This is a genomic window from Lonepinella sp. BR2357 (assembly GCF_051851525.1).
In the GTDB taxonomy this organism is placed as follows: Bacteria; Pseudomonadota; Gammaproteobacteria; order Enterobacterales; family Pasteurellaceae; genus Lonepinella.
Genome location: NZ_JBPDVG010000012.1, coordinates 34,872 through 58,168, shown reverse-complemented (window position 1 = coordinate 58,168; position 23,297 = coordinate 34,872). Strand labels below are relative to the sequence as shown.

Annotated in this window: 22 protein-coding genes and 1 pseudogene; 16 read left to right on the top strand and 7 right to left on the bottom strand. The window is 36.3% G+C overall.

The window, feature by feature from the left end; all coding sequences use genetic code 11:
• Window positions 1-20 precede the first annotated feature (20 nt).
• Window positions 21-347 carry a hypothetical protein gene (locus ACTG7L_RS09130; RefSeq protein ID WP_439328272.1) on the bottom strand — a complete coding sequence of 109 codons (327 nt, stop codon included), beginning with the start codon at window positions 345-347 and terminating at the stop codon, window positions 21-23.
• 65 nt (window positions 348-412) lie between these two features.
• On the opposite strand from ACTG7L_RS09130, the gene ACTG7L_RS09125 reads away from it, so the two are divergent.
• Both ACTG7L_RS09125 and ACTG7L_RS09120 read left to right on the top strand, forming a co-directional pair.
• A complete protein-coding gene (locus ACTG7L_RS09125) occupies window positions 413-670 on the top strand; it encodes a helix-turn-helix domain-containing protein (protein WP_439328271.1) in 258 nt (85 codons plus the stop codon).
• 15 nt (window positions 671-685) lie between these two features.
• Window positions 686-874, top strand: a pseudogene (locus ACTG7L_RS09120) (DUF3418 domain-containing protein); the annotation flags it as partial.
• A gap of 26 nt (window positions 875-900) precedes the next feature.
• On the opposite strand, the gene ACTG7L_RS09115 reads toward ACTG7L_RS09120, so the two are convergent.
• From ACTG7L_RS09115 to ACTG7L_RS09100, 4 genes are all read right to left on the bottom strand, one after another.
• Complete coding sequence (locus tag ACTG7L_RS09115) at window positions 901-1,197, bottom strand: type II toxin-antitoxin system RelE/ParE family toxin (RefSeq protein ID WP_439328270.1); 297 nt, start codon at window positions 1,195-1,197, stop codon at window positions 901-903.
• Window positions 1,190-1,366, bottom strand: coding sequence for a hypothetical protein (locus ACTG7L_RS09110; RefSeq protein WP_439328269.1), 177 nt, complete (start codon window positions 1,364-1,366; stop codon window positions 1,190-1,192). The genes ACTG7L_RS09115 and ACTG7L_RS09110 overlap by 8 nt, the downstream gene beginning before the upstream one ends.
• 157 nt (window positions 1,367-1,523) lie before the next feature.
• Window positions 1,524-2,195 carry a hypothetical protein gene (locus tag ACTG7L_RS09105; protein WP_439328268.1) on the bottom strand — a complete coding sequence of 224 codons (672 nt, stop codon included), beginning with the start codon at window positions 2,193-2,195 and terminating at the stop codon, window positions 1,524-1,526.
• 9 nt (window positions 2,196-2,204) lie between these two features.
• Window positions 2,205-2,921: a hypothetical protein gene (locus tag ACTG7L_RS09100; protein ID WP_439328267.1), complete on the bottom strand. Its 717-nt coding sequence runs from the start codon at window positions 2,919-2,921 to the stop codon at window positions 2,205-2,207.
• 257 nt (window positions 2,922-3,178) lie between these two features.
• On the opposite strand from ACTG7L_RS09100, the gene ACTG7L_RS09095 reads away from it, so the two are divergent.
• From ACTG7L_RS09095 to ACTG7L_RS09070, 6 genes are all read left to right on the top strand, one after another.
• Window positions 3,179-3,364 carry a hypothetical protein gene (locus ACTG7L_RS09095; protein ID WP_439328266.1) on the top strand — a complete coding sequence of 62 codons (186 nt, stop codon included), beginning with the start codon at window positions 3,179-3,181 and terminating at the stop codon, window positions 3,362-3,364.
• On the top strand, window positions 3,333-3,563 hold the full coding sequence (locus ACTG7L_RS09090) for a hypothetical protein (protein ID WP_439328283.1): 231 nt from the start codon (window positions 3,333-3,335) through the stop codon (window positions 3,561-3,563). The genes ACTG7L_RS09095 and ACTG7L_RS09090 overlap by 32 nt, the downstream gene beginning before the upstream one ends.
• 201 nt (window positions 3,564-3,764) lie before the next feature.
• Window positions 3,765-4,712, top strand: a complete 948-nt coding sequence (locus tag ACTG7L_RS09085; RefSeq protein ID WP_439328265.1) for a helix-turn-helix transcriptional regulator — start codon at window positions 3,765-3,767, stop codon at window positions 4,710-4,712.
• 80 nt (window positions 4,713-4,792) lie between these two features.
• Window positions 4,793-5,998 (top strand): PD-(D/E)XK nuclease family protein, encoded by a 1,206-nt coding sequence (locus tag ACTG7L_RS09080; RefSeq protein WP_439328264.1) that lies wholly within the window; start codon window positions 4,793-4,795, stop codon window positions 5,996-5,998.
• A gap of 142 nt (window positions 5,999-6,140) precedes the next feature.
• A complete protein-coding gene (locus ACTG7L_RS09075; protein WP_439328263.1) occupies window positions 6,141-6,776 on the top strand; it encodes a hypothetical protein in 636 nt (211 codons plus the stop codon).
• 191 nt (window positions 6,777-6,967) lie between these two features.
• Complete coding sequence (locus tag ACTG7L_RS09070) at window positions 6,968-7,726, top strand: PP2C family protein-serine/threonine phosphatase (RefSeq protein ID WP_439328262.1); 759 nt, start codon at window positions 6,968-6,970, stop codon at window positions 7,724-7,726.
• Window positions 7,727-7,764: 38 nt separating this feature from the next.
• Here ACTG7L_RS09070 and ACTG7L_RS09065 read toward each other — a convergent pair whose 3' ends face one another.
• The gene (locus ACTG7L_RS09065) at window positions 7,765-8,139 is read right to left on the bottom strand and encodes a hypothetical protein (RefSeq protein ID WP_439328261.1); all 375 of its coding nucleotides are present in this window, start codon (window positions 8,137-8,139) and stop codon (window positions 7,765-7,767) included.
• A 106-nt stretch (window positions 8,140-8,245) separates the two neighbouring features.
• Here ACTG7L_RS09065 and ACTG7L_RS09060 point away from each other — a divergent pair, with 106 nt between their 5' ends.
• Window positions 8,246-8,395 (top strand): hypothetical protein, encoded by a 150-nt coding sequence (locus ACTG7L_RS09060; protein WP_439328260.1) that lies wholly within the window; start codon window positions 8,246-8,248, stop codon window positions 8,393-8,395.
• 30 nt (window positions 8,396-8,425) lie between these two features.
• Here the strand turns inward: ACTG7L_RS09060 and ACTG7L_RS09055 are convergent, their stop codons facing one another.
• Window positions 8,426-10,078, bottom strand: coding sequence for a DUF262 domain-containing protein (locus tag ACTG7L_RS09055; RefSeq protein WP_439328259.1), 1,653 nt, complete (start codon window positions 10,076-10,078; stop codon window positions 8,426-8,428).
• 308 nt (window positions 10,079-10,386) lie between these two features.
• On the opposite strand from ACTG7L_RS09055, the gene ACTG7L_RS09050 reads away from it, so the two are divergent.
• From ACTG7L_RS09050 to ACTG7L_RS09020, 7 genes are all read left to right on the top strand, one after another.
• The gene (locus ACTG7L_RS09050; RefSeq protein ID WP_439328258.1) at window positions 10,387-10,884 is read left to right on the top strand and encodes an opioid growth factor receptor-related protein; all 498 of its coding nucleotides are present in this window, start codon (window positions 10,387-10,389) and stop codon (window positions 10,882-10,884) included.
• Between the two features lie 82 nt (window positions 10,885-10,966).
• A complete protein-coding gene (locus tag ACTG7L_RS09045) occupies window positions 10,967-11,725 on the top strand; it encodes a PP2C family protein-serine/threonine phosphatase (RefSeq protein ID WP_439328257.1) in 759 nt (252 codons plus the stop codon).
• Between the two features lie 157 nt (window positions 11,726-11,882).
• Window positions 11,883-13,973 (top strand): AAA family ATPase, encoded by a 2,091-nt coding sequence (locus tag ACTG7L_RS09040; protein ID WP_439328256.1) that lies wholly within the window; start codon window positions 11,883-11,885, stop codon window positions 13,971-13,973.
• A 294-nt stretch (window positions 13,974-14,267) separates the two neighbouring features.
• Complete coding sequence (dnaE, locus tag ACTG7L_RS09035; RefSeq protein WP_439328255.1) at window positions 14,268-17,744, top strand: DNA polymerase III subunit alpha; 3,477 nt, start codon at window positions 14,268-14,270, stop codon at window positions 17,742-17,744.
• 83 nt (window positions 17,745-17,827) lie between these two features.
• A complete protein-coding gene (locus ACTG7L_RS09030) occupies window positions 17,828-19,618 on the top strand; it encodes an ATP-binding protein (protein ID WP_439328254.1) in 1,791 nt (596 codons plus the stop codon).
• A 124-nt stretch (window positions 19,619-19,742) separates the two neighbouring features.
• Complete coding sequence (locus tag ACTG7L_RS09025; protein ID WP_439328253.1) at window positions 19,743-21,656, top strand: HsdM family class I SAM-dependent methyltransferase; 1,914 nt, start codon at window positions 19,743-19,745, stop codon at window positions 21,654-21,656.
• A complete protein-coding gene (locus ACTG7L_RS09020) occupies window positions 21,649-23,232 on the top strand; it encodes a restriction endonuclease subunit S (RefSeq protein ID WP_439328252.1) in 1,584 nt (527 codons plus the stop codon). The genes ACTG7L_RS09025 and ACTG7L_RS09020 overlap by 8 nt, the downstream gene beginning before the upstream one ends.
• Window positions 23,233-23,297: the final 65 nt, after the last annotated feature.

Here is a 23,297-nt window from a genome sequence, read left to right as displayed (position 1 = left end):
TCATATATCTTTCTCCTAATTTAATTGCAGTATGTTGTATTACCTATGTTTGTACAACTATGACCATCGCTACTATAAGTCGTATTTCCGATACGGTTATAGCTTGTTCCATCATTACTATAAGTCGTATTACCAATGCGATTATAGCTAGAACCATCGCTACCGTATGTTGTATTACCTATTTGCGAATAGCTCGTACCATTACTGCTATAAGTTGTATTGCCAATGCTTGTATAGCTTGAACCATCACTTCCATACGTCGTGTTACCAATCGTGGTATAACTCGTGTTGGCGAGAACGGGACTTAAAACAGTTAAACCTAATAAAACGAGTAGTGTTTTTTTCATACCTTTTTCCTTGAATATTTGTACCTAAAACAGGTTCATTTTACTATGAACCTAGAATAGGTGCAATGAGAAATTTAAGATTATCCATTCATTCCGCCGAGCATAGTTGGTTACGCCAATTATTTTTAGAACAACGGCAAAAATTAGGTTTATCACAACGAGCATTAGCCGATAAGTTGGGAGTAATTCATTCCTTTATTGGTAAAGTGGAAACGGGTGATAGACGATTAGATGTTTTTGAGTTTATCGCTTATTGTAAAGGTCTTGAGCTTGATCCGATGGTCGTTTTACAAGAAATAAATCAACATTTCAGTGATCGATAACTTTTCAAATTTACAGTAGAACAATGCCAACAAGCCTACAATCAGCTGTTAGCAAAACTGCCAAAATCGAAACCGCACTCTGAGATCGTTTTGGAAATTCGTTATATGATTGAAGAACTTAGAGTGAGTTTGTTTGCTCAACAGTTGGGGACGAAATACCCGATTTCGGATAAGAGGGTGTTGGGTGTGATTGGGGATCAATAGGCTCCCCGAATGATGAAATGTTTTATTTAATTTTCAGGGCGTGGATATATTCTGTTACTGTGAATAACAGATAAAATAACCACTTCGTTTGTCTGTTCATCAAAATCATAGACGATGCGATATTTTCTTGCGAACGACTCCCTTGAGCCATCTTCTTGCAAACGCCCTATGGCAAGTGGCATAAAAGCAATCCGTTCTATTTTTTCATAGATTTCATTAGATAAGCGAATACCACTCATATCAAATCCAGTAAATTCAACCACATTTTCTAGAATTTCATTTATTTGTTGTAACGCTTGTGGAAGAATAGTTAATTTAGGCATAGGCGACATTTTTAATAAAATCGTCTAATTCTTGTGATTTACGTTCAATTACTTGTTGAGAACTGGCTTTTGCTTGCTCCAAAGTAAAGCCTAATCCAGCTTGTTTTTCTTCACGACCTTTGCGAATGCATTCACTCACAAATTCATCATAACCTTTTTCTTTAAACATAGATTTATCTCTTTTGAACTAGTAATAGTGCCGATTATATCCCTTTTCATTATACTATGGAACAGTTGTTAGAAATTAGGACAAATTTATTCGCCAAACAGTTAGGCGCTAAGTAGCCGATTTCGGATAAGAGAGTGTTGAGTGTGATTGGGGAGATTTAATCCCCCCATTTCTGTACTTCCCCTATTGAGTACATCACCGCAAGAATAGGGGTGAATACGGTAATAAACACAGGCAAGAGTAGATATGCTGCGCCAATGGAGAGTATTTCCTTTGTTGGCATCATTTCGTTTGATGTTACGGTATGCTCAAAATTCACATTAATGGTTTTCGGGAAAGTGTATGCCTGCAAAATTTGGTTCCGTTCTTTAAATTTCCCTAATTTCCCCTTGGCTTGATATTGACGTTTTAATAAGCTGCCATTTTCATGCCAATTTGGTTTGGTCTGTTTTATCATGGCAATGACGTTAGGGCTAATTTCAGTGATTTCATTAAACCAATAAACTTTCATTAATTCTGATTTTTCTTTTTCGCTTAAATGGGTTGGATCAATATAGACAGTATAAATGCCAAACGCATTGTTATTATTAGCAGAAAGCTCTGTTTTAACGGTTACAATGTTTTTCATATAAGGGGAGCGAATTAATTTATCTAAATTAACCACATCTCTCCCTGTTAATTCATAATCGTATTGTTCACCTAATAAATAAAGCGTTTCTTTTTCAATAAAAAAGGCAGAAATTTGTTCTTTACTTTTCGTTGTTTGGGTGTGTGTGACACAACCAACGAGATTTAAAATAAGATAAAAAATGAACAATTTTTTAAACATTGCATTTTCCTATTTACATTGATAAACCGGCGATAATGGTTCTTTTTTAGGCTCATCTTGACTGATATTATATAATGTTACGCTACAACCATTTGGAACAATATCATATTGCTGTCCTGCTTGTGGAATAAAAGAACGGCGAGAATCGTTTTCTTTAGTAGCAAGATCAGTCCTAAAGATTGTGTTAATCAACATTGCTTCAAGGTCTGATTCACCACGATGACAAAGATCTTTTGTAACTTGATAGCAAGGCTTATTACCACCAGGGCAGACTGTTCTGTCAACTACCCTCACACTTGGGTAAATATTGATGGGGAGATTGGCGTGTACGACATATTCACGATAGGTCAGATCATTTTTCTCAGCATTAACCGTATTTGGCGAGTTTGGCATACCAATGATAATTCGTCCTTGACTATCGGTTTTATTACTAAACCAAGATAATTCACTAGTAAAAATATGCGTGCCGCCTTTATTTTCTTTGCAATCAATATCAACGTAATACCCTGCGCCATCAAATATTCTAATTCGTGCGTGCTGTGTTGGATCATAGCCTTCTGGTGAAACAATTTCTTTGGCACTACAAGCGGTGAGTAATAAGATACAGAGGCTGAAGATTAATTTTTTCATCATTTTTCTCTTTGTTGATAAGTCTATATAGACTTGAAATTGATTGGGAATTTTCTCTATTTGTCTTACTGCAAACGCAGTAATGGTAATTATCACGAAAATGAACAGCTCCTAAATATTTTTGCCTAGAACTTGATTGAGATAGCGCTATGTTAGAATAAATAAATGTACAGTTCAAGAGAACATATTGTTTGCAGTATATTTATACACAAAAACGGCAAAATTTGTGCATGATAAAATAACGCACACAAGAAATGCAGAAAACTTATGTGTGTTATGTTAATACGCACAAGAAATCACAAAAACTTGTGTACGTGAGGATGATATACACAAGAAATAAGAAAAATGTGTGTATGTTTAGTAAGAGAAAAAAGAATATGGAAAACAGCTATCAAATTCCCGATCTTTTTGCTTTAGGTGAGGTGGAAACCAAGGCGGTATTAAAAGCAACAAATCAGGCTCATCAGGCATTAGGTGAACTAAAAGGGCTGGTGCAAACGATCCCAAATTATTCGGGCAAATTTACCGAAAATCTATAGTCACGAACTCATTAATAATTTATATAAACACCCTTATACCAAAATTGATTTTGTTGCCGAAGACTGCCAAATTCACCGCAACACGGCAGTGAAACGGTTAGATGAGCTGGTTCAGTTAGGTGTTTTGCAGAAAGTGAAAATCGGCAAAGAGAATTTTTATATCAATGTGGATTTGTATCATTTGTTAATGGAACAGTAGGGTAAGTTGATCTTGTAAATTTCACTATATCTTTAAGAAAAATGCGGTGTTCTTTGAGCCAAAGGAATACATTCCTTTTTACTTACTCTTGACAGAGTAAGTAAACATCATTACATATTTATTTGTCTGGTGGCTGGGGACAAAACCCCCTATTTTGGATAAAATGGCGTTGTGAATGATTAACGAAATTTAGAGGAAAATATGTCCGAAAAAAGCCTAGACACTGCCTTGTTAGCCATTGAAGTATTATGCAATATTCCGAAAAGCAGAAAAATCGACAGCCACGAATTGCAACAAAAATTGGCAGATGCGGGTTATGTACGTGATAAACGTTCCATTCAACGCTTGCTTAAAGTGTTGGCAGAAAATTTTGATATTGAAGTGGATGACCGTTCTAAACCTTATGGTTACCGCTGGAAACAAAATTCCAATGGCTTAAATATCCCATCCTTAAGCCCACAACAAGCCCTTGTATTACGCCTTGCCGAAGAACAGCTTAAAACTTTGTTGCCTGCCAATATTATGCGTTCAATGCAAGGCTTTTTTGAGCAAGCTCGTTCGCAGTTGAGTGGCGATAATAAAAAGTTGGAAAAACAATGGTTAAACAAAGTCGCCATTGCTCCCACTAGTCAACCGCTTTTGCCAGCCAAAGTGAGCGGCAAAATTTTTGACACCATTAGCACCGCACTATTTGAAAATCGCTATTTGATGGTGAATTATCAAGGGCAATATCGCTCTCATCAAGCCAGAATAATGCCGTTAGCCTTGGTGCAACAGGGGGCGAGTAGCTATTTAGTGGCACGTTATCAAGACGATGACACGCCAAAACATCTTGCACTGCATCGTATTAAATCCGCAGAGCTTTCCACGATGTTTTTTGATCGTCCGATCGACTTTGTATTGAAAAATTATGTGAATGATGCTCATTTTGGCTTTGGCAACGGCAAACTCATTCAACTGCGATTTTCGGTGGCGCGTTATGCAGGCTTTCATTTAACCGAAACGCCGTTATCAGCAGATCAACAAATTTTGGAACAATCCGATCAATATTATCGTTTTCAAGCCACGGTGGTGGATAGCGAAATGCTAGATTGGTGGCTGGCGAAATTTGGGGAGGATATTTGGGATATTGAGAAAATTGAAATTTGATAATTTTTGCGACATAGATTGTCGTTAACAAGTATATAATGATATTGAATATTAAGCTATAGTTTAAGGAGAACCAAGCAATGGAACTAAAAGAGATAGTGACTTTCTTACGCCATTATTACCAACAATATACTGAAATAAAGCAGAAACAGCAGAAAACCGCATTGTATGATGCGAATGCTTTTAATCCACTTCGTTTTCTTCGTACAGATGAAATGGGATTATCTGCGATTTTGGCTTTTTTATTAGATCCAAACGAAACTCACGGGCAACAAGATTTATTTCTCAACAGCTTTTTGAAATATTCACACCTTGCAACATTTTTAGCCTATGACAGAGTTGACGTGGTGACTGAACAAAGTACCGCAGAGAACCGCAGACACGATATTTTTATTCAAGGTTATTTAAATAATGAAATAAAATGGATTATTTCGATTGAAAATAAATTGAGAGGTGCAGTAGATCAACCTAAACAAATCCAAGATTATCTAAAGGATATAGGAAATAGGGTAAAGGAGAATTATTGTCTCATTTATTTGCCCAACTATGATAAGGATCCTGATGAGTCATCTCTATCGAAAGAAGAACGGGAAAAATTAAGCAAAGAAAATAAATTCAAAATAATAACACCTACGGATTTAATTCAGTGGCTAGATCAAACCCCCATTATTGCACCACGAATGCAACAGTTTTGTGATGATATAAAACAATTTTTACAACAGGAATTTTTAGCAATGACAAAAGAAAGTAACCAGTTAATTGAACAAATTATCCAAAGTGAACAAGATATAAAAATGGCTATTTTACTTGGAGAATTACAGGATTTATTAAAGATAGAGTTAATGAAAAAGTTACAAAAACAATTACAAGGGTTATTTTCAGATGTTTATCGGATAAATCAATTTCTACATTTTGAGGATGCCGAAAAAGGGAAAAGTAAATATTTTTCTATTGTGGAGATTAAATCAAATACTACAAAATATAGTGTGAGAATGGAATTCGATAGATCTAATTATCAAAATCTATTTTATGGTTTTTATAAGAGATTTAAATTAGAGAATGAAAATGAATTTTATAAAACTAATAAAACTATTTTTGATGAAATAACGGATAAAAATTCTAATGAGTGGTGGTTTTGTTGGAAATATGCAGATACCTCTATTCTAATTTGGAATAAAGAAGTTTGGTCAAAAATTCCAAGTGGCGAAATAGCTCAAAAGATTTATGATATGTTGCTCCCTTTAGTGAATAAAATGATAGAGATAGATAATCAACTAAAAGAATGAATATGACTTAAATTTGCGAAGTGCGGTTAAAATATGATTTTTTAACCGCACTTTTCACTTTGAAAAATAATTACATGCGACATATTTTGTCGCAACTGAGGCATATAATTTCCATTAAGTAACGTACTTTTAGGAAATAGATATGTGCCATTTTGTTAAATTCTCAGCGATTTATATTAATAAACCGTCCCAATTCATCGAAGGTATTCAATCAATATCCATATTTTGTTTAATGGATATGTCAGCTATTTGGGGGGCAGATATTTGCTTTGTCATTGCGGATACGGATGATCCTTTACTACCAGATTGTATTTCAATGTTAATTCGCCAAAGGATTATACCAATTATTCTACGCCATAAAAAATTTGATGAACTTATGCCAACGATTGAACAAGTTAATCACATTTTTTATAGGGAAGGGAGTGAACAACAAGAAATAATGAGACTACTTGTGGATGTGATTGATAAAAAAGGCGTGATGAGCATTGATTTTAATGATCTATTGAGCGTCATCTCGCCAACTTTAACGTTAAATTATTGTGCTTTTTGTGGCAGTATTGATGATGTGACTGCTGATATAACGCATTATATGGAGTCAATTTTTCCGATTAAATCAGGGCTTTTTGTCGTAGAAAGCAATGAGACAGTTGATTTTTTAGGTGTAATGAATATTTTTTCTTTACTGAAGATTTGTCAGAATGATGATTCTGATATACGGATAAGTCACATATTGAATAACGATCTTAAAATGATAAAAACACATTTAATTTATTTTTAATTGTGCTAATTAAGAGAATCTTTGTATACACAAAAAATGATAGAAATTTGTGTGATGGAATAAAATACCCACTATCATATTTTATACGACATACTTTGTCGCAAAACTCAATAAAATCTTCTTTGAAATATCAACTGCGGTGAAAAATCTACCATTTTGTACCGCACTTTCCCACAGCAAAGGAGAAAATTATGCCAACCTATTCCATCACTTATTGTCAATCTGCTCAACGATTTGTTTGCCACGATGCTTTATTAACAGGCGTAGAGCTTTGCCAGGTGCTTAGACGTGAACCGCAAAAAGCGAAAACAGTTACTTTCGAAAAAGAAAATCCGATTATTGCGATTGCGGATGGGCTATCTACCACCCCAAAATGTTTTAAAGCAAGTCGTTATTGGATTGAATGGTTAAAAGAGGATTGTACACATTTAACCGACCAATGGATTAGACAAGTATTTGAATATTATTGCAGTTATTTCCCTAAACCTTGGGGAACCACCACCACTTTAGTTTCGGCTCAATTATTTGAAAAAGGTAAAGTGAGAATTTTAAATATTGGTGATAGTCGAGCCTATAAAATTACCGAGCTTGGTGAATTTATTCAATTAAGTTATGACCATACTATGCTCAATGAATTATTAACAGCCTATCCAGAAGTTGATCCCAATATTGTATGTGAAGAAATCAAATATATGTTGTCCGATTGTTTGGTTGCCGATAGAGCAGCGAGAAATTTTACTATTTTTAACCAAGAATACCAGCTAAAACCCAATGAAACGCTCTTATTATGTTCTGATGGTCTAACTGCTTTTTTAAAATCCGAACAATTAAGCGAAATTTGGCAGTCCTATTCAACCAATGAGCAGCGTTTGCAAGCCTATCAAGATAAGTTAACTCAGCCAGAAATAAAGGAAGATTTGTCGATTGTGGTATGGACGTATCAAGGATAAGGAAAAAAGGCTCGTATGAGCCTTTATTTTTACTCTATTTATTCGTAATCAAATTCATAAGGGTTTGGAATTTGTCCATTATATAATGCTTTGTAATCTTCCAATGGGAAAAAATAACATTGAAAACGTTTATCAATGGAATTGTCATGTCCATCTTCCCAACGTTCACAAAAAATAGCTAAGGATTTTTCATCAAAATCAATATAAAAAGCATTAGCAGAACCCGACAAAATAACTTCATCAGACATGAAAGGGAAGATTGGAGCAATGGGCACATCAGGCAAATTTTGATTAAACCAATTGAGCAGCATTTCTTCTTCTTTTTCATGGTCTTCTTGGTTGAATTTAATGAAATAAAGATCGCGTTGTTTGTGATAGAAATAATCACTGATTGTCCAAATGATCATAGGCATAGATTTTCTCCTGAGTTAATTGAATGAGTTATAGTGTATCCAATTGTGCGACAAATTGTGTCGCAAGGTGAAAATTCATTTTTAATTAATGTTTAAAATTTATTTTATGAATGGTGACAATAAAAAATTGGAAAAACAATGGCTAAACAAAGTCGCTATTGCCACTATGAGTCAACCGATTTTACCTGTCAAAGTGAACAGTAAATTTGACATTTTCAAGTGCGGTGAAAAAACAGTCATTTTTTACCGCACTTGATTAATAGCTTGTATATTTTATTTATTGTGTCTAAATCTTCCAATTCTCCAGTACAAAGTTTTTAATTTTTTCAAAACGTTTGTCTATTGCCGCTTTATCCCAAATTTCACCATTCACAAGAAAATCTTTAATTTCTCGTTGTTGTAACAGATCAATATTGTTGGTAAAAGTCGGTAATTTTTCACTAAATGGTTTATTGCTATTTGATGAATTATGTGAAGGTGTAACTAACACAAGATTGCCGATATTATGTAAATATTTTTCATAAAATTCACTGTCATATTTATCATAACCGGTGGCAATTTCTTCACCATCGTTAGTTTGTGGTGCAATATGTTCTCGTGAAACATCTTTTAAGTTATCGCCACAAGTAAAAATGTAATCTTTTTGAACATTGTTATTCTGTCTGAGTGAATTTTCATATTTCTCAAGAATATAAGGTACAATGGTATTACCTTTAGAATTATAGATATAACGAAGTGTATTTTGTATATTGTCATCACTCCAATAATATTCACTTTCACAAACAGATTTAAGCGCATTTTTTAGACTTTCTAAATCTGTAAAATTTTTTAATACAGAAATAAGGCGTGATGCCAAATCTGCTCTAGTATTGGATAATTTATCTCTGAAAATAATGATTTCAAGTAACTTGAAGACTTCATTAAGTTTTGTTGCATCCGTACCAAACAATGTATAAGCCTTGATAATAAATGGATAAATTTCCCAAGCATTAAGTCTTAATAAATCATTTTTGGCTTTATTATCTAATGCGAAAAAGATTTTTAAATTAACAAATGCATTTTTCAAGTCTTTTGTATAATCATCAATAAATTTGATGATATTTTGGCTTTCTTTAAGATGTTTTTTATAATTTAATGTGTCATTATTTTCTCTGTAAGCGTATCCAAATTTGTAATAATTAAAATAAAGTAGAATTTCATCTTCATTAAGTGTTTTTATATCATTGATTAATCTGTATATTTCTTCAAAAATTCGGGTGGTTTCACTTAATTTATCTTCTGCATTATCGCAATTATTGTAAATTTGATAGGAAAAATACGATTTTAATTTTTCCATATTGGTTAAATTTTTACCTCGATTGTTTTGTAATTCAAACATCAAAACACTATCCTTGATATTATCAAAATTCACTTCTAAAATTTGGGATTCTTTAACAATATTAAATAATTGAGTAATACTCTCTTTATCAAGATTTTTGAGTTGTTCTTTAAAAAATGCTTTGGCGTTGTAAATGCGAATTTGTGAAGGTGTTTGTGGATCGTGCATACCGTCATCACCTTCAATAATGAGCTTTTTAAAATAATCCCTATCGTATTCTACCGCATTTAGTTTGCTTTTTCTGTAATAGAAATAATCTTCGGCAATATCTTGCAGTACATCCTCGCTTTCACCACATTGCTTGAGGGTATCATAAACAGCACGAGCAAAAATAATGATGGTGGTAATGCGTTGTTGTCCATCAATAATATCACGCATATCGCCATTTTTTTGTAATAAGACATTGCCAAAGAAATAATGATTAGCTTTCACTTCTTGAAGGTCTGCTAAAAATTGTTTCCATTGATATTCTTCCCAAGAATATGCCCTTTGATAAACAGGAATCTGGTAGTAATTTTTCCCAGTAAAAAATTGTTGAATGGTGTTTTGTGTTGAGTTCATAAGTATATCCTCTTTGATGTATGGTGGATGTTTTTTCATGAAAGATCAATAAATAACTTCCATGATTTTGGAGATATTGTTCATGTTATAAGAATGTTTTATATTCTACTATTGTTTTTTTTTTGCACAGTTTGTTATGCTTAAATTTGACAGAACTATACCATAATTTAGGCATATGATAAAACTATGGTTATGCTATATACGACACACTTTGTCGGTAGAGTGGATAAAATCTTCTGTAACACCTTAACAAATGGTGAAAAATCTACCATTTTTCACCGCACTTTCGCACACCAAAGGAGAACATTATGCACCCAGTCATTGAATTTTACCTAGACCAACGTAAAAGCGAAATGAATTTTAGCTTTGAACAAATGTTAGCGATTGAGCCGTTAGCTATTGAATTAGGTTATTTCTGGATTCCGTGGTTTTTCCCTGTGTTGGAACGCTCTAAATGGAATAAGAAAATGCCGTTGCTTTCCGCTGATGAAATTGAATTTTTCAAACAAAATGAACAGATTCAACAGCGTTTTTTGCAAGCCTTTGATGCGATTATGGCATATTTTGAAATACAGCGAAATGGCACGGAATTAACCATCACGGAAACGTTAAAACAACGATCTTATTGGCTTAAAAATATTGGTCATCAACAGAAAAAAATCAGTCGAATTATTCGTAGCCTAAACTTATTAGGGCAAGAGACTCTAGCCCGCAATTTACAGCAGTTAGCGATCAGGATTGGGCAGGAAAAGGGGTATTTGTTGCCTGATACGTTAGAAATTTGGCAAGATATTTTTGAGGACTGAAAAAATTTCTCAAAATGGACTTTTAAGATGAAATAAAAGCTGGTTAATAAATGTATGCTTGAATAGAGAAAAGGAAAATCAAATGGCAGTTTATCCAATTAGTTTTTGTCAACGTTCAAAATATAAACTCACTTGTCAAGATGCGTTATTTAATGGCATTGATGTATATCAATATAAAAATAAGAATACAGAAACCGTGTTGGTAGAAAAGCCACATCCGATTATTGCTGTGGCGGATGGGGTTTCTGCTACGCCCAATCCACAAAAAGCCAGTCGTTATTGGATGGAGAAAATTAAGAATTGTGATGTATTAAATAGCCAATGGGTAAGGGAAACACATTTACAATTTTGTGATGATTTTCCTTTCCAATGCGGTTCAGCGACCACATTAGTCGCCGCACAATTATTTGAAAATGGACGAATAAAAATCGTAAACGTGGGCGATAGTCGGGCGTATAAGATTACGGAGCAAGGCGAGTTTATTCAATTAAGCTATGATCATACTGTGTTAAATTGGTATTTAAATGAAAATAAACATCTTGATCCTAATGGCGAATATGCGGAGATGTATTATATGTTGTCAGATTGTTTGATAGCAGATTTTGACAGTGATGATTTTCAAATTTTTAGCCAAGACTATTCGCTTAATCCGAATGAAAGTTTATTATTATGTTCCGATGGTTTGACGGATTTTATTGAATCTAAACGGCTCACCGATATTTGGACGAGTTATACCACTAATGAACAGCGTTTACGGGTGTATTGTCAAGAAGCTAGAAAAGGACATACCCTAAAATGGAGCGATGATTTTTCAGCAGTGGCGTGGACGTATAAAGTCTAATTTTCTTCAATCTAAAGGATCGTTATGATCCTTTTTCTTTTTATTGTGCTTTTACGACATAATTTGTCGCACCAATGACTAAAATTATCATAAACCGACTTTTAATTTACCCTTTAAGCTTATTTATAGCGAGAACATTAATAATAAGGAGTTTATGATGACAACACAACATCAATTACAACCCACTTCCCTTTCTCTTTATAGTCAAAAAATGATTTTGCATTATTTGCTAGATTGTAATGCGTGGCGATTTTTTATTGAAAAGAATAGTTGGGCAGATAGCGATTTAGCCCGTGCGTTAGGTATGCCAGAAGAATTGAATATTGAATTTTCGGATGAAAACAATGAAAAACAGGTAAAAGAAAGTATTTTCAAACAATTATTAACGCAACGATATCAACAAATTCGGCAGCAACAAGATAGCGAAGAACAATGGAAAATGTTGGATAAAAATATTGTTTTTTTGACAGATTTATTAAATTTATCTGATGTGGAACAAGCTGTATTACATTTAGCAACACATCTTGAATTAGAAAATGAATTAGTTTTAGCAATGAATTTATCTCGTCACCGAGATTTAAATTTGAATGACTGTTTGGATATTATGTCGAAAGTATTGAATGTAAATAAACAAGTATTAAAGAATGTGGTAAAGAAAAAGGCGAAATTATTTAGCTATGGCATTTTGGAACGAGCTCATTATTGTAATGAAGTGAAGGACTTTATTCGTTGGGAAGGTTTGGTGGATATTCACGAGTTTACCTATTTTGAAATAGATTGTAATCTCTTATTATCCCGTTGTTTACAAGAAAGTGCTAAGCCGAAATTAACCTTTGCTCAATTTGAGCATATTAGCGAATTTAAACAGCAACTTTTAGATTATTTAACACCTAACATTATCAACAAACAACGTGGAATGAATATTCTCATTCACGGCAAAGCTGGTGTGGGTAAAACAGAATTTGCTTCTTTATTAGCCCAACAATTAGGTGTGACTTGTTATACCCTTAGCCCTGAAGATCGAGATGGCGATATTATTGATGGGGAGCAACGTTTAAATAATTGCCGTTTAGCTCAACGTTTATTAGAAACGGCAGAACAACAAGCGATGATTATTTTTGATGAAGTGGAAGATGTGTTTTATGGCGGCTTTTTTGAAAAATCGGTGGCTCAATCGCATAAAGCGTGGGTCAATCAATTGCTGGAAAATAATTTAACGCCGATGATTTGGTTGTCCAATAATATTCAAGGCATTGATCCTGCTTTTTTACGTCGTTTTGATTTTATTTTTGAAATGCCCGATTTGCCGATTAAAAATAAAGAAAAACTAATTTTAGCAAAAGTGGGGAATAAATTATCGCCTGCTTATATTCATCATTTTGCGGTGCAAGATGCCATTTCGCCAGCGTTAATTGATAAAGGTTTTACGATTATGAATCAGCTGGCAGAACAGCAAGAGAAAATCGATGGCAATATGGCGATCAATTGGTTTAACCAAACGTTGCAAGCACAAGGTTATAAAAAAATCGAACCGTTGAATCAAAGTGCGGTGTATTATTCTTTAGATTTTATAGCTTGTAGCGATAATATTTATCAAATTAGTCAAGGTTTACAGCAACATAAACGGGGGCGAATTTGTTGTTATGGCCCCGCGGGTACGGGAAAAACCGCGTGGGCGAAATGGTTGAGTGAACAAGCGAATTTGCCGTTATTGCAGCTCAATGGATCGGATTTGCTCGATCCTTATGTGGGTGGTACGGAGCAGAAAATCGCCCGTGCATTTAACAAAGCCAAGGAAAATAATATGCTATTGGTGTTAGATGAAGTGGACAGTTTTTTATTTGACCGAAATGGGGCGGATCGCAGTTGGGAACGCTCAATGGTGAATGAAATGCTTACCCAAATTGAGAAATTTGACGGTTTGTTGGTGGTGTCCACCAATTTAATGGACAGCCTTGATCCTGCGGTGTTACGCCGTTTCGATCTGAAATTAAAATTTGATTATTTGACTCAAACGCAAATTTGCGAATTGGCGAAATGTCAGGCGGAAAATCTCGGGATTGCCCTAAATGAGCAAGATTTTATGCGATTAGCCGAAATTGATTATTTAACTGCTGGGGATTTTGCCGCCGTTGCTCGTCGTCATCAATTTTCACCGTTTAAAAAGGGGGAAGATTGGGTGATGGCATTGGCAAAAGAGTGTGAATTAAAGCCCGTGGTGAAAAATGACCGAAGAATGGGTTTTTAGTAGAAAACTTTAGGAAATATTGGGCGGAAATGTTCCGCTCTTGTTTTGTTAAATCAGCAATTCCCTAATTAAACTACGTGTTTCTTCTTTCACTTCCTTTTGATGAAGTCTTGGAATTTATTGATTTTAATTTAATCAATAATGATAGAATTAGACTGACGAGAATTTGTCGCAACATCATGTCAGGACTTATGTTATACAATCAAATCTACTGCGCCAATTGCTCGGTATTTTCATTTTCCCCAAAATTAACGTAAAATAGACCGCACTTTTATAGCCATTTAAGGAATTCTCATGTCAGCCCCACGATTTGTCCATCTGCGTACCCACAGCGATTTTTCCATGATTGATGGTATCGCCAAAGTGAAACCGTTAGTAAAAGCCTGTGCGGCAGAAAATATGGTGGCGATGGCGTTGACAGATTTTGCTAACTTTTGTGGTTTGGTGAAATTTTATGGTGAGGCTTTAGGGGCGGGGATTAAGCCGATTATTGGGGCGGATGTGTTGGTGAAAAGCGAGCTTTGTGGGGAGGAACGTTTTGAATTAACTTTACTGGCGAAAAATAATGCGGGCTATAAAAATATTACCCTTTTATTATCAAAGGCTTATCAGCGTGGTTATGATGATTTGCCTTATATCGATCAAGCATGGTTGACCGAACATCATGAGGGTGTGATTGTACTGTCTGGCGGTCGCAAGGGCGATATTGGGCTGTCATTGTTAAAAGAGAATGCCTCGGCGGTGGAAAGTGCGGTGGCTTTTTATCAAGAATTTTTCCCTAATCATTTTTATTTAAGTGTAGCACGTACCGGTCATCAGGAAGAAGAACGTTATATTGCAGGAGCGTTGGAACTGGCTCAACGTTATCAATTGCCTGTGGTGGCGGTGAATGATGTGTGTTTTTTGAAATCGGCGGATTTTGAGGCACATGAAATTCGGGTGGCGATTCATGATGGTTATACGTTGGACGATCCAAAACGCCCGAAACTTTATACCGATCAACAATATTTCCGTTCGGAACAAGAAATGTGCGAGCTGTTTGCAGATATTCCGTCGGCGATTGAAAATACCTTACTCATTGCACAACGCTGTAATGTCACCATTCGATTAGGCGAATATTTTTTACCGCAGTTTCCAACGGGCGAATTGAGTACGGAAGATTTTTTAGTCAAAAAAGCCAAAGAGGGCTTGGAAGAACGGTTGGCGTTTTTATTTCCTGATGAAAAAGTGCGGTTGGAAAAACGTCCAGAATATGATGAACGTTTGCAAATTGAATTAGATGTGATTAACCAAATGGGATTCCCCGGTTATTTCTTGATCGTGATGGAATTTATTCAATGGTCGAAAGATAACGGTATTCCTGTTGGACCGGGGCGGGGTTCTGGGGCAGGATCTTTAGTGGCCTATGCGTTAAAAATTACCGATTTGGATCCGCTCGCTTTTGACTTACTTTTTGAACGTTTTTTAAACCCTGAACGGGTGTCCATGCCCGACTTTGACGTGGATTTTTGCATGGATGGGCGAGATCGGGTGATCGATCACGTGGCAGAAATGTACGGACGGGGAGCTGTGTCGCAGATTATCACATTCGGTACTATGGCGGCTAAGGCGGTAATCCGTGATGTGGGGCGTGTATTAGGCCACCCGTACGGTTTTGTGGATCGTATTTCCAAATTAGTGCCACCGGATCCTGGTATGACGTTAGCCAAAGCCTTTGAGGCCGAGCCGAAATTACCCGAAATTTATGAATCGGACGAGGAAGTCAAAGCCTTAATTGATATGGCTCGCAAACTCGAGGGCGTGACTCGCAATGCGGGGAAACATGCGGGGGGCGTGGTGATTTCCCCGACCTTGATTACGGATTTTTCACCATTGTATTGCGACAGTGAGGGGCTGCACCCCGTCACCCATTTTGATAAAAATGATGTGGAATATGCGGGATTGGTGAAATTCGACTTCCTCGGTTTGCGCACGCTCACCATTATTAAATGGGCGTTGGATATGATTAATGCTCGTATGGAAAAAGAGGGCAAGCCACCAGTTCGCATTGAAAGTATTCCATTAAACGATCCCGATTCCTTTAGAACCTTGCTCGCCGCAGAAACCACGGCGGTGTTCCAGTTGGAATCTCGTGGTATGAAAGATTTGATTAAACGCCTGCAACCAGACTGTTTTGAAGATATTATCGCCTTGGTGGCCTTGTTCCGCCCTGGTCCGTTGGAATCGGGCATGGTGCAAAACTTTATCGACCGCAAACATGGGCGAGAAGAAGTGTCCTATCCGGATTCAACCTATCAACACGATTGCCTGAAACCGATTTTAGAACCGACCTATGGCGTGATTGTGTATCAAGAGCAGGTCATGCAAATCGCACAAGCCTTGGCGGGGTATACGCTCGGTGGGGCGGATTTATTACGCCGAGCCATGGGGAAGAAAAAGCCAGAAGAAATGGCAAAACAGCGCTCGGTGTTTGAGGCGGGGGCGATTAAAAACGGCGTAGATGGCGAATTAGCCATGAAGATTTTCGACTTGGTGGAAAAATTTGCCGGCTATGGGTTTAACAAATCGCACTCGGCCGCTTATGCCTTGGTGTCCTATCAAACCCTATGGCTGAAAACCCATTTCCCTGCGGAATTTATGGCGGCAGTGATGACCTCGGAAATGGACAATACCGACAAAATTGTTGGCTTGTATGATGAATGTTTACGCATGGGCTTAAAAGTGACCCCGCCCGATATTAACACGGGTAAACATCATTTTAGCGTGAATGAACAAGGCGAAATTGTGTACGGCATTGGGGCGATCAAAGGGGTCGGGGTGGCGCCGATTGAGGCGTTAGTGTCGGTGCGTGAAAAAGGCGGCATTTTCAAAGATTTATTTGATTTATGTGCCAGAGTGGATTTGAAACAAGTTAACCGCCGTACCTTTGAAAGCCTGATTAAATCAGGGGCTTTCGATAAACTCGGGCCACACCGTGCGGCGTTAGCGAAAAATTTAGAAGATGCACTGCAATCTTCTAACCAATTTGCCAAAAATGAAGAAATTGGCCAAGCGGATATGTTTGGTGTGTTGACCGAAAGCCACGAAGACGTGGAGCGTAAATACGCCCACACGCCACCTTGGACGGATAAGCAAATTTTAGACGGCGAACGGGAAACGCTCGGCCTGTATTTAAGCAGCCACCCGATTAGTCGCTATTTGACCGAGTTGAAACATTATGGTCGTTTCCGCTTAAAAGAACTGATGCCGAATCGACGATGGGAAGTCAGCACGGCTTACGGCTTGATTATTGCCTCTCGCTTTGCGGTTACTAAAAAAGGCAATCGTCTTGGCATTGCTACCCTTGATGATCGTTCGGGGAAATTAGATATTACCTTATTTTCCGAGGCCTTGGAAAAATACGGCGAGCATTTGCAGAAAGACAATATTGTGATTGTGTCGGGCCAAGTGAGCGAAGATGAATACACCCAAGGCTTGCGCATGTCGGTGCGTGAATTGATGACCTTAAGTGAGGCACGCAGCCGTTATGTAAAAAGTCTGGCGATTATGCTAAAACAAGACCAAATTACACCGCAGTTTATTAAGCAATTTCAATCTGTTATAGCGCCTTACAGCGGTGGCACGATACCGATTCATATTTATTATGACAGCCCACAAGGACGAGCATTGTTAAAGCTCGGCGTGCAATGGTACATCAAACCTGATGACGAGTTATTAGTGGATTTGGTGGAAATGCTGGGGCAAAGTGCGGTGGAATTGGAATTTAGTTAGTGGCTAGAATTAGCCAGACAAAAATTCCCCCTTGTTGCATCAAATTTTGTTAAGATACGCAAAAAATCTTAATGAGATCCGCTATGAACGTCAATCATTTCACACAACGCTATATCGACTGGGTGATCAAACTCGGTCGGCTCAAATTTTCCCTGTTAGGTTTCCTCATTGTCGCCACCTTTGCCTTGCTGACCCATATTGTGTTAAGTTTTGTGGTGATGGGGCGAATAAATTGGGAAAGTTTAAGTTATGCCATCATCTTTGGCTTGATTTCCGCCCCTTTTGTGATTTATTTTTTCACTTTATTAGTCGATCGGCTCGAACGTTCACGTTTAGCCTTAGCCAAATCCATTCAAGATAAAAGTGCCTTGCTCGCTAGTATTAGTCACGAACTCCGCACGCCATTAAATGGCATTTTGGGGTTAAGCCAAATGCTGTTAGACACATCATTGACGGAACAACAGCGAAATTATCTGCATACCATTAGCCTAAGTGCGGTGTCTTTAGGTAATATTTTTAATGATATTATCGACTTAGAAAAAATTGATAGCCATAATATCGAGTTATATCAACGTGAAACGGATTTTTATGCGTTTTTAAACGATATACAAAATATTGCGACCTTATTAGCCAGTCAAAAAGGCTTGTCTTTTGAGATGAAATGTGACGAAAATTTACCGCACTTTTTACGCTTAGATCAAACAAGGCTAAACCAAATTTTATGGAATTTATTGAGTAATGCGGTGAAATTCACTGAACAGGGGACGATCAGCCTAGCAGTCAACGCCTTGCCCGATAATCACTATCAATTTTCCGTCACGGATACCGGACAAGGTGTGCCAAGCCAAGAGCTAGATAAAATCTTCACCATGTATTACCAAGTGGCCAGCAGTGGCAAACGCTCCGCTGGCAGTGGCATTGGGTTAGCCATTTCAAAAAATCTGGCACATTTAATGCAGGGAGATTTAACTGTCACTAGCAAACTCGGACAAGGCACCACCTTTACGCTCCGCATTCAAGCGGAAAGTGTGGAACCCAAAGCGTCGCCTATGGTAAAAAGTGCGGTACAAAATTTACACATTTTACTGGTGGAAGATATTCAACTCAATATCACCGTGGCGAAAACCCTGTTAGAAAAACTCGGTCACCAAGTAGATGTCGCCATGTCAGGCAAAGAGGCCATTCACGCCTTTGAACACAACAGCTATGATTTATTGTTATTAGACATTCAACTGCCCGATATGACTGGCTTTGACATTGCCCATTATTTACGTGATGGCTATGAAAACGATCGTTATGATTATCTGCCACCGTTAATTGCGTTAACTGCTAATGTGATGCAAAACAAAGCCGAATATCAACGCCAAGGCATGGACGACGTATTGCGTAAACCCTTGTTAGTGAATGAATTAACCGCTTGCTTGAATACCTATTTTGGCGAAAGTGAAATGTTAGCACATGCACCAAAGCACGCAGAGACTCAACCCATTCCCGAAGATTTAACTGAATATTTTAACCCTGACATTCTGGCGGAACTGCTTGAATTTATTGGCAAAGATTTATATGCCGAAAATATCCGTTTATTTAAACAGGAAATCAACGGCGGGGATTTAGATGTGGTTTCTGCTTATCAAGATTACCAACAAGGCCATATTAGCAAACAACAATTCACCGAAACCGCTCATAAGCTCAAAGGGGCAGCGGCGAGTCTTGCTATGCAATCGGTGCAGAATGTGGCGAATTTGATGCAACAGGGGGAGTTGGAAGAATGGGATAAGTGTATCGAGCGTTGGATAATTGATGTTGAACAACGGATAGGAGAGAGTTTGATGTTGATTGAACAATGGTTGGAAAAAGAAAATAATATCAAATAATTTCTTTATTTTACACCGCACTTTTTAGGTGACACAAAAAAGTGCGGTCATTTTTTTGTTATTTTAACTGTGTTAGAATAGCGACCTAATTTCCCCCCCCACACACAACATATTGAGATACACCATGGCAAAAAAAGAAATCGCAACCGATCTTTGGGTATATGAATTGCTTAAAGAAGCAGGCTTAAAACTAGATGCTCAAGGAAGTACAATTAAAGACGTTGATGAAGCCTTAAAAACGGCATCGAAATCCAAAACAGGCAACATTGGCTATCCTGAATATTGCGGCGTGGTGCAAGATTTTCTGATTGTGATTGAAGATAAAGCTAACGTTAAAGATCACATCAAACGCAATGACAATAACCTTATTTGCCAAGAAACAAAAAGCCTGACAGATTTTGCTGTGAATGGTGCATTGCATTATGGCTTGCATTTAGCCAAAAGCACCAATTACAAAAAAATTATTGCCATTGGGGTATCGGGCGATGAAAAACGGCATAAGATTTCGCCGTTATTTATCAATGAAAGGGCCGAGTATAAAGAGCTTGATGATGTTGAAACTTTTATGCTGTTTAGCCCTAAAAATATTCAGGAATATTACACCAAGAATATTTTAAAAGAACAAACTAGCCAAGAGAAAACCACCGCTGAAATTCTTAGCGATGCTAAAACATTACATGAAGATTTTTTCAAATTTGGTAGCATTCAAGATAAAGACAAGCCATTAATTGTATCGGGAATTTTATTGGCTTTGCGTGAAATGGATTTTCATAATTTTAGCATAGACCATTTAAATGGCGATGAAGTCAAAACAGACGGGCAAAAAATTTATGAAGCCATTGAAAGTAATTTGCAACGTGCTAAAGTGCAACCCGAAGTGAAAAAAGATAAATTACTGAGTCAATTTTTAGTGATTAAAGACACTAAAGCCATTAATGAAATTAATGCCACGTTGGGAAAAACACCACTCAAACATTACACCGAATTTTTATATGAACATATTTATAAAAACATCAAAAATATTCAATCTTCGGAAGATTATATTGGTCGTTTTTATAGTGAATTTATGTCTTATTCTGGTGGTGATGGGCAAACGCTCGGTATTATTTTAACACCACGTCATATTGTGGATCTTTTTTGTGATTTAGTGGATTTGCAGCCAACAGATAAAGTCTTTGACCCTTGTTGTGGCACGGCAGGATTTTTGATTTCGGCAATGCACACCATGCTAGAAAAAACGAATAGCGAAATGCAAAAACGAGAAATTCGTAAAAATCAATTACACGGCATAGAATTACAGCCTTATATGTTTACTATTGCCACTACTAATATGATTTTGCGTGGTGATGGTAAAAGTAATTTAGAACAAGAAGATTTTCTCAAACAAAATGCCGCCCAATTACAGTTAAAAGGCTGTAATATTGGTATGATGAACCCACCTTATTCGCAAGGTTCAAAACAAGATCCGCAACGCTATGAAATTGCCTTTACCGAACATTTACTTGATAGTTTGACTGAAGACGGAAAAGCGATTGTTATTGTACCGCAATCATCAATGACAGGTAAAACCAGAGAAGAACAAGCGATTAAAGAAAACATTCTGAAAAAACACAGCCTTGATGGTGTGATTACGCTGAATAAAAATACCTTTTACGGGGTGGGAACCAATCCTTGTATTGCGATATTTACTACAGGCGTGCCACACGACAAAGACAAATTGGTGAAATTCATCAATTTTGAAAATGACGGTTTTGAGGTGCAAAAACATATTGGTTTAGTGGAAACGGTCGAAGCCAAAGATAAAAAATCGCATTTATTAGATGTCTGGTTTGGACGAATTCAAGCAGAAAGCAAATTTTGTGTAGAAACTACCATTGAAGCCGATGATGAATGGTTGCACTCGTTCTATTATTTTAATGATGAAATTCCAAGCGAATCGGATTTTGAAAAAATCATAGCTGATTATCTGACTTTTGAAGTGAATATGATTTCACACGGTCGGGGCTATTTGTTTGGTTTGGAGAGTGGAAATGAATGAACTCAAATTAACGGATAAAGAGTGGAAAGGTTTTCTTATCGGTAATTTATTTGATGTCAAAATTGGTAAAAGCATTGATGGTAATAAAGTTAATAGAGAACAGGGCTATTATGCTTATATTACTCGTAAAGAACAGAATAATGGCTTAGATGGCTTTATAGATTATGATGAAGCCTATTTGAATACCGATTATCCAGTGATTACCATTGGCAATGAAACAGCTGAACCATTTGTACAAAATTATCCTTTTTTTACAGGAACTAAAGTTAATATTCTTAAAGCGAAACAAACATTAAGCAGAGAAGTTTTATCGTTTATTGTAAGTAGTTTAAAACAACATAAGAGTAAATATTCCTATTCTTTTACGATCAATTCAACTCGTTTAAGAAAGCAAGTTGTGATGTTACCAGTCAATGGAAAAAATGCACCAGATTGGCAATTTATGGAAGATTTTATCAAGCAAAAAGAGCAAAAACAGATTGATGAAATTACTGATTATTATGCTAGTCAAGCCTTTTCTTTGATGATTGATACTGGAAATTTAAAAGGTACTAATTGGAAAGAATTTTTTATTAGTGATTATTTTGATTTTATCCGTGGTAATCAAAGCAATATGGCTAAATGTCAAACAGGAAAAATCCCCTTAGTTTCAGCGAAAAAAGTAGATAATGGCTATAAAGATTTTATTGAATATAATGGAAAATCTTTATTTTCAAGCCATATTATCACCTTAAATAATGACGGTGATGGTGGTGTTGGTATGGCTTATTACCAACCTGCTGAATGTGCTTTAGATACTCACGTTACGGCACTATTACCTAAACTTGAATTATCAAAATTTACTATGCTCTTTATTGCTTGTAGCATTACTAATCAACGAGATAAATTTAGTCATGGCTATTCTATTAATAATAATAGATTGAAATTTCAAAAAATCATGTTACCTGTTAATAAAGATAATCTCCCTGATTGGCAATTGATGGCGGATTTTATGCAAAAAATTGAACAGGATAAAATCAAGACCGTATTAGCCTATTATAATAGTACAAAAAATGAGCGGGGGGGGGTAACACGCCTTGCTGATAATGTCAAATGGCAAACCTTTGTTATTGAAGATATTTGTGAAATTTATTCAGGTGTTCGTTTAATCAAGCAAGATATGCAAGAGGGCATTATACCATTTATTGGAGCAAGTGATAGTCATAATGGTGTAACGGCTTTTGTCGCTAATTCAAATGCAAGCCTAGATAAAAATGTATTAGGGGTAAATTATAACGGTAGCGTAGTAGAGAGTTTTTATCACCCCTATGAGTGTTTATTTTCAGATGATGTAAAACGCCTAAAAATTAAAGATTGTTCGGTAGGTAAACATGCTTATCTATTTTTAAAAATGGCGATTTTACAACAGAAATCTAAATATCAGTATGGCTATAAATTTAATGCAAAACGTATGGCTAAACAGAAAATTTTATTGCCTGTTAATTCCGATAATTCCCCAAATTGGGCATTTATGGAAAATTATATGAAACAGATTGAATTGGAGAAAATACAAGTAATCTTGAAGTATTATCAATGAACAATCAGCTTGGATTTGATTGATTTATGGTTATCAAAATAAAATATACAAAATTATATATGTAA

Excerpts from the sequence above, each read along its gene's own strand:
- ACTG7L_RS09110 (WP_439328269.1), bottom strand. The coding sequence starts at position 1,366 with ATGTTTAAAGAAAAAGGTTATGATGAATTTGTGAGTGAATGCATTCGC.
- ACTG7L_RS09105 (WP_439328268.1), bottom strand. The coding sequence starts at position 2,195 with ATGTTTAAAAAATTGTTCATTTTTTATCTTATTTTAAATCTCGTTGGT.
- dnaE (WP_439328255.1), top strand. The coding sequence starts at position 14,268 with ATGTCAGCCCCACGATTTGTCCATCTGCGTACCCACAGCGATTTTTCC.
- ACTG7L_RS09085 (WP_439328265.1), top strand. The coding sequence starts at position 3,765 with ATGTCCGAAAAAAGCCTAGACACTGCCTTGTTAGCCATTGAAGTATTA.
- ACTG7L_RS09095 (WP_439328266.1), top strand. The coding sequence starts at position 3,179 with ATGTTTAGTAAGAGAAAAAAGAATATGGAAAACAGCTATCAAATTCCC.
- ACTG7L_RS09030 (WP_439328254.1), top strand. The coding sequence starts at position 17,828 with ATGAACGTCAATCATTTCACACAACGCTATATCGACTGGGTGATCAAA.
- ACTG7L_RS09070 (WP_439328262.1), top strand. The coding sequence starts at position 6,968 with ATGCCAACCTATTCCATCACTTATTGTCAATCTGCTCAACGATTTGTT.
- ACTG7L_RS09115 (WP_439328270.1), bottom strand. The coding sequence starts at position 1,197 with ATGCCTAAATTAACTATTCTTCCACAAGCGTTACAACAAATAAATGAA.
- ACTG7L_RS09125 (WP_439328271.1), top strand. The coding sequence starts at position 413 with ATGAGAAATTTAAGATTATCCATTCATTCCGCCGAGCATAGTTGGTTA.
- ACTG7L_RS09040 (WP_439328256.1), top strand. The coding sequence starts at position 11,883 with ATGACAACACAACATCAATTACAACCCACTTCCCTTTCTCTTTATAGT.
- ACTG7L_RS09075 (WP_439328263.1), top strand. The coding sequence starts at position 6,141 with ATGTGCCATTTTGTTAAATTCTCAGCGATTTATATTAATAAACCGTCC.
- ACTG7L_RS09065 (WP_439328261.1), bottom strand. The coding sequence starts at position 8,139 with ATGCCTATGATCATTTGGACAATCAGTGATTATTTCTATCACAAACAA.
- ACTG7L_RS09025 (WP_439328253.1), top strand. The coding sequence starts at position 19,743 with ATGGCAAAAAAAGAAATCGCAACCGATCTTTGGGTATATGAATTGCTT.
- ACTG7L_RS09080 (WP_439328264.1), top strand. The coding sequence starts at position 4,793 with ATGGAACTAAAAGAGATAGTGACTTTCTTACGCCATTATTACCAACAA.
- ACTG7L_RS09020 (WP_439328252.1), top strand. The coding sequence starts at position 21,649 with ATGAATGAACTCAAATTAACGGATAAAGAGTGGAAAGGTTTTCTTATC.
- ACTG7L_RS09050 (WP_439328258.1), top strand. The coding sequence starts at position 10,387 with ATGCACCCAGTCATTGAATTTTACCTAGACCAACGTAAAAGCGAAATG.
- ACTG7L_RS09130 (WP_439328272.1), bottom strand. The coding sequence starts at position 347 with ATGAAAAAAACACTACTCGTTTTATTAGGTTTAACTGTTTTAAGTCCC.
- ACTG7L_RS09060 (WP_439328260.1), top strand. The coding sequence starts at position 8,246 with ATGAATGGTGACAATAAAAAATTGGAAAAACAATGGCTAAACAAAGTC.
- ACTG7L_RS09055 (WP_439328259.1), bottom strand. The coding sequence starts at position 10,078 with ATGAACTCAACACAAAACACCATTCAACAATTTTTTACTGGGAAAAAT.
- ACTG7L_RS09045 (WP_439328257.1), top strand. The coding sequence starts at position 10,967 with ATGGCAGTTTATCCAATTAGTTTTTGTCAACGTTCAAAATATAAACTC.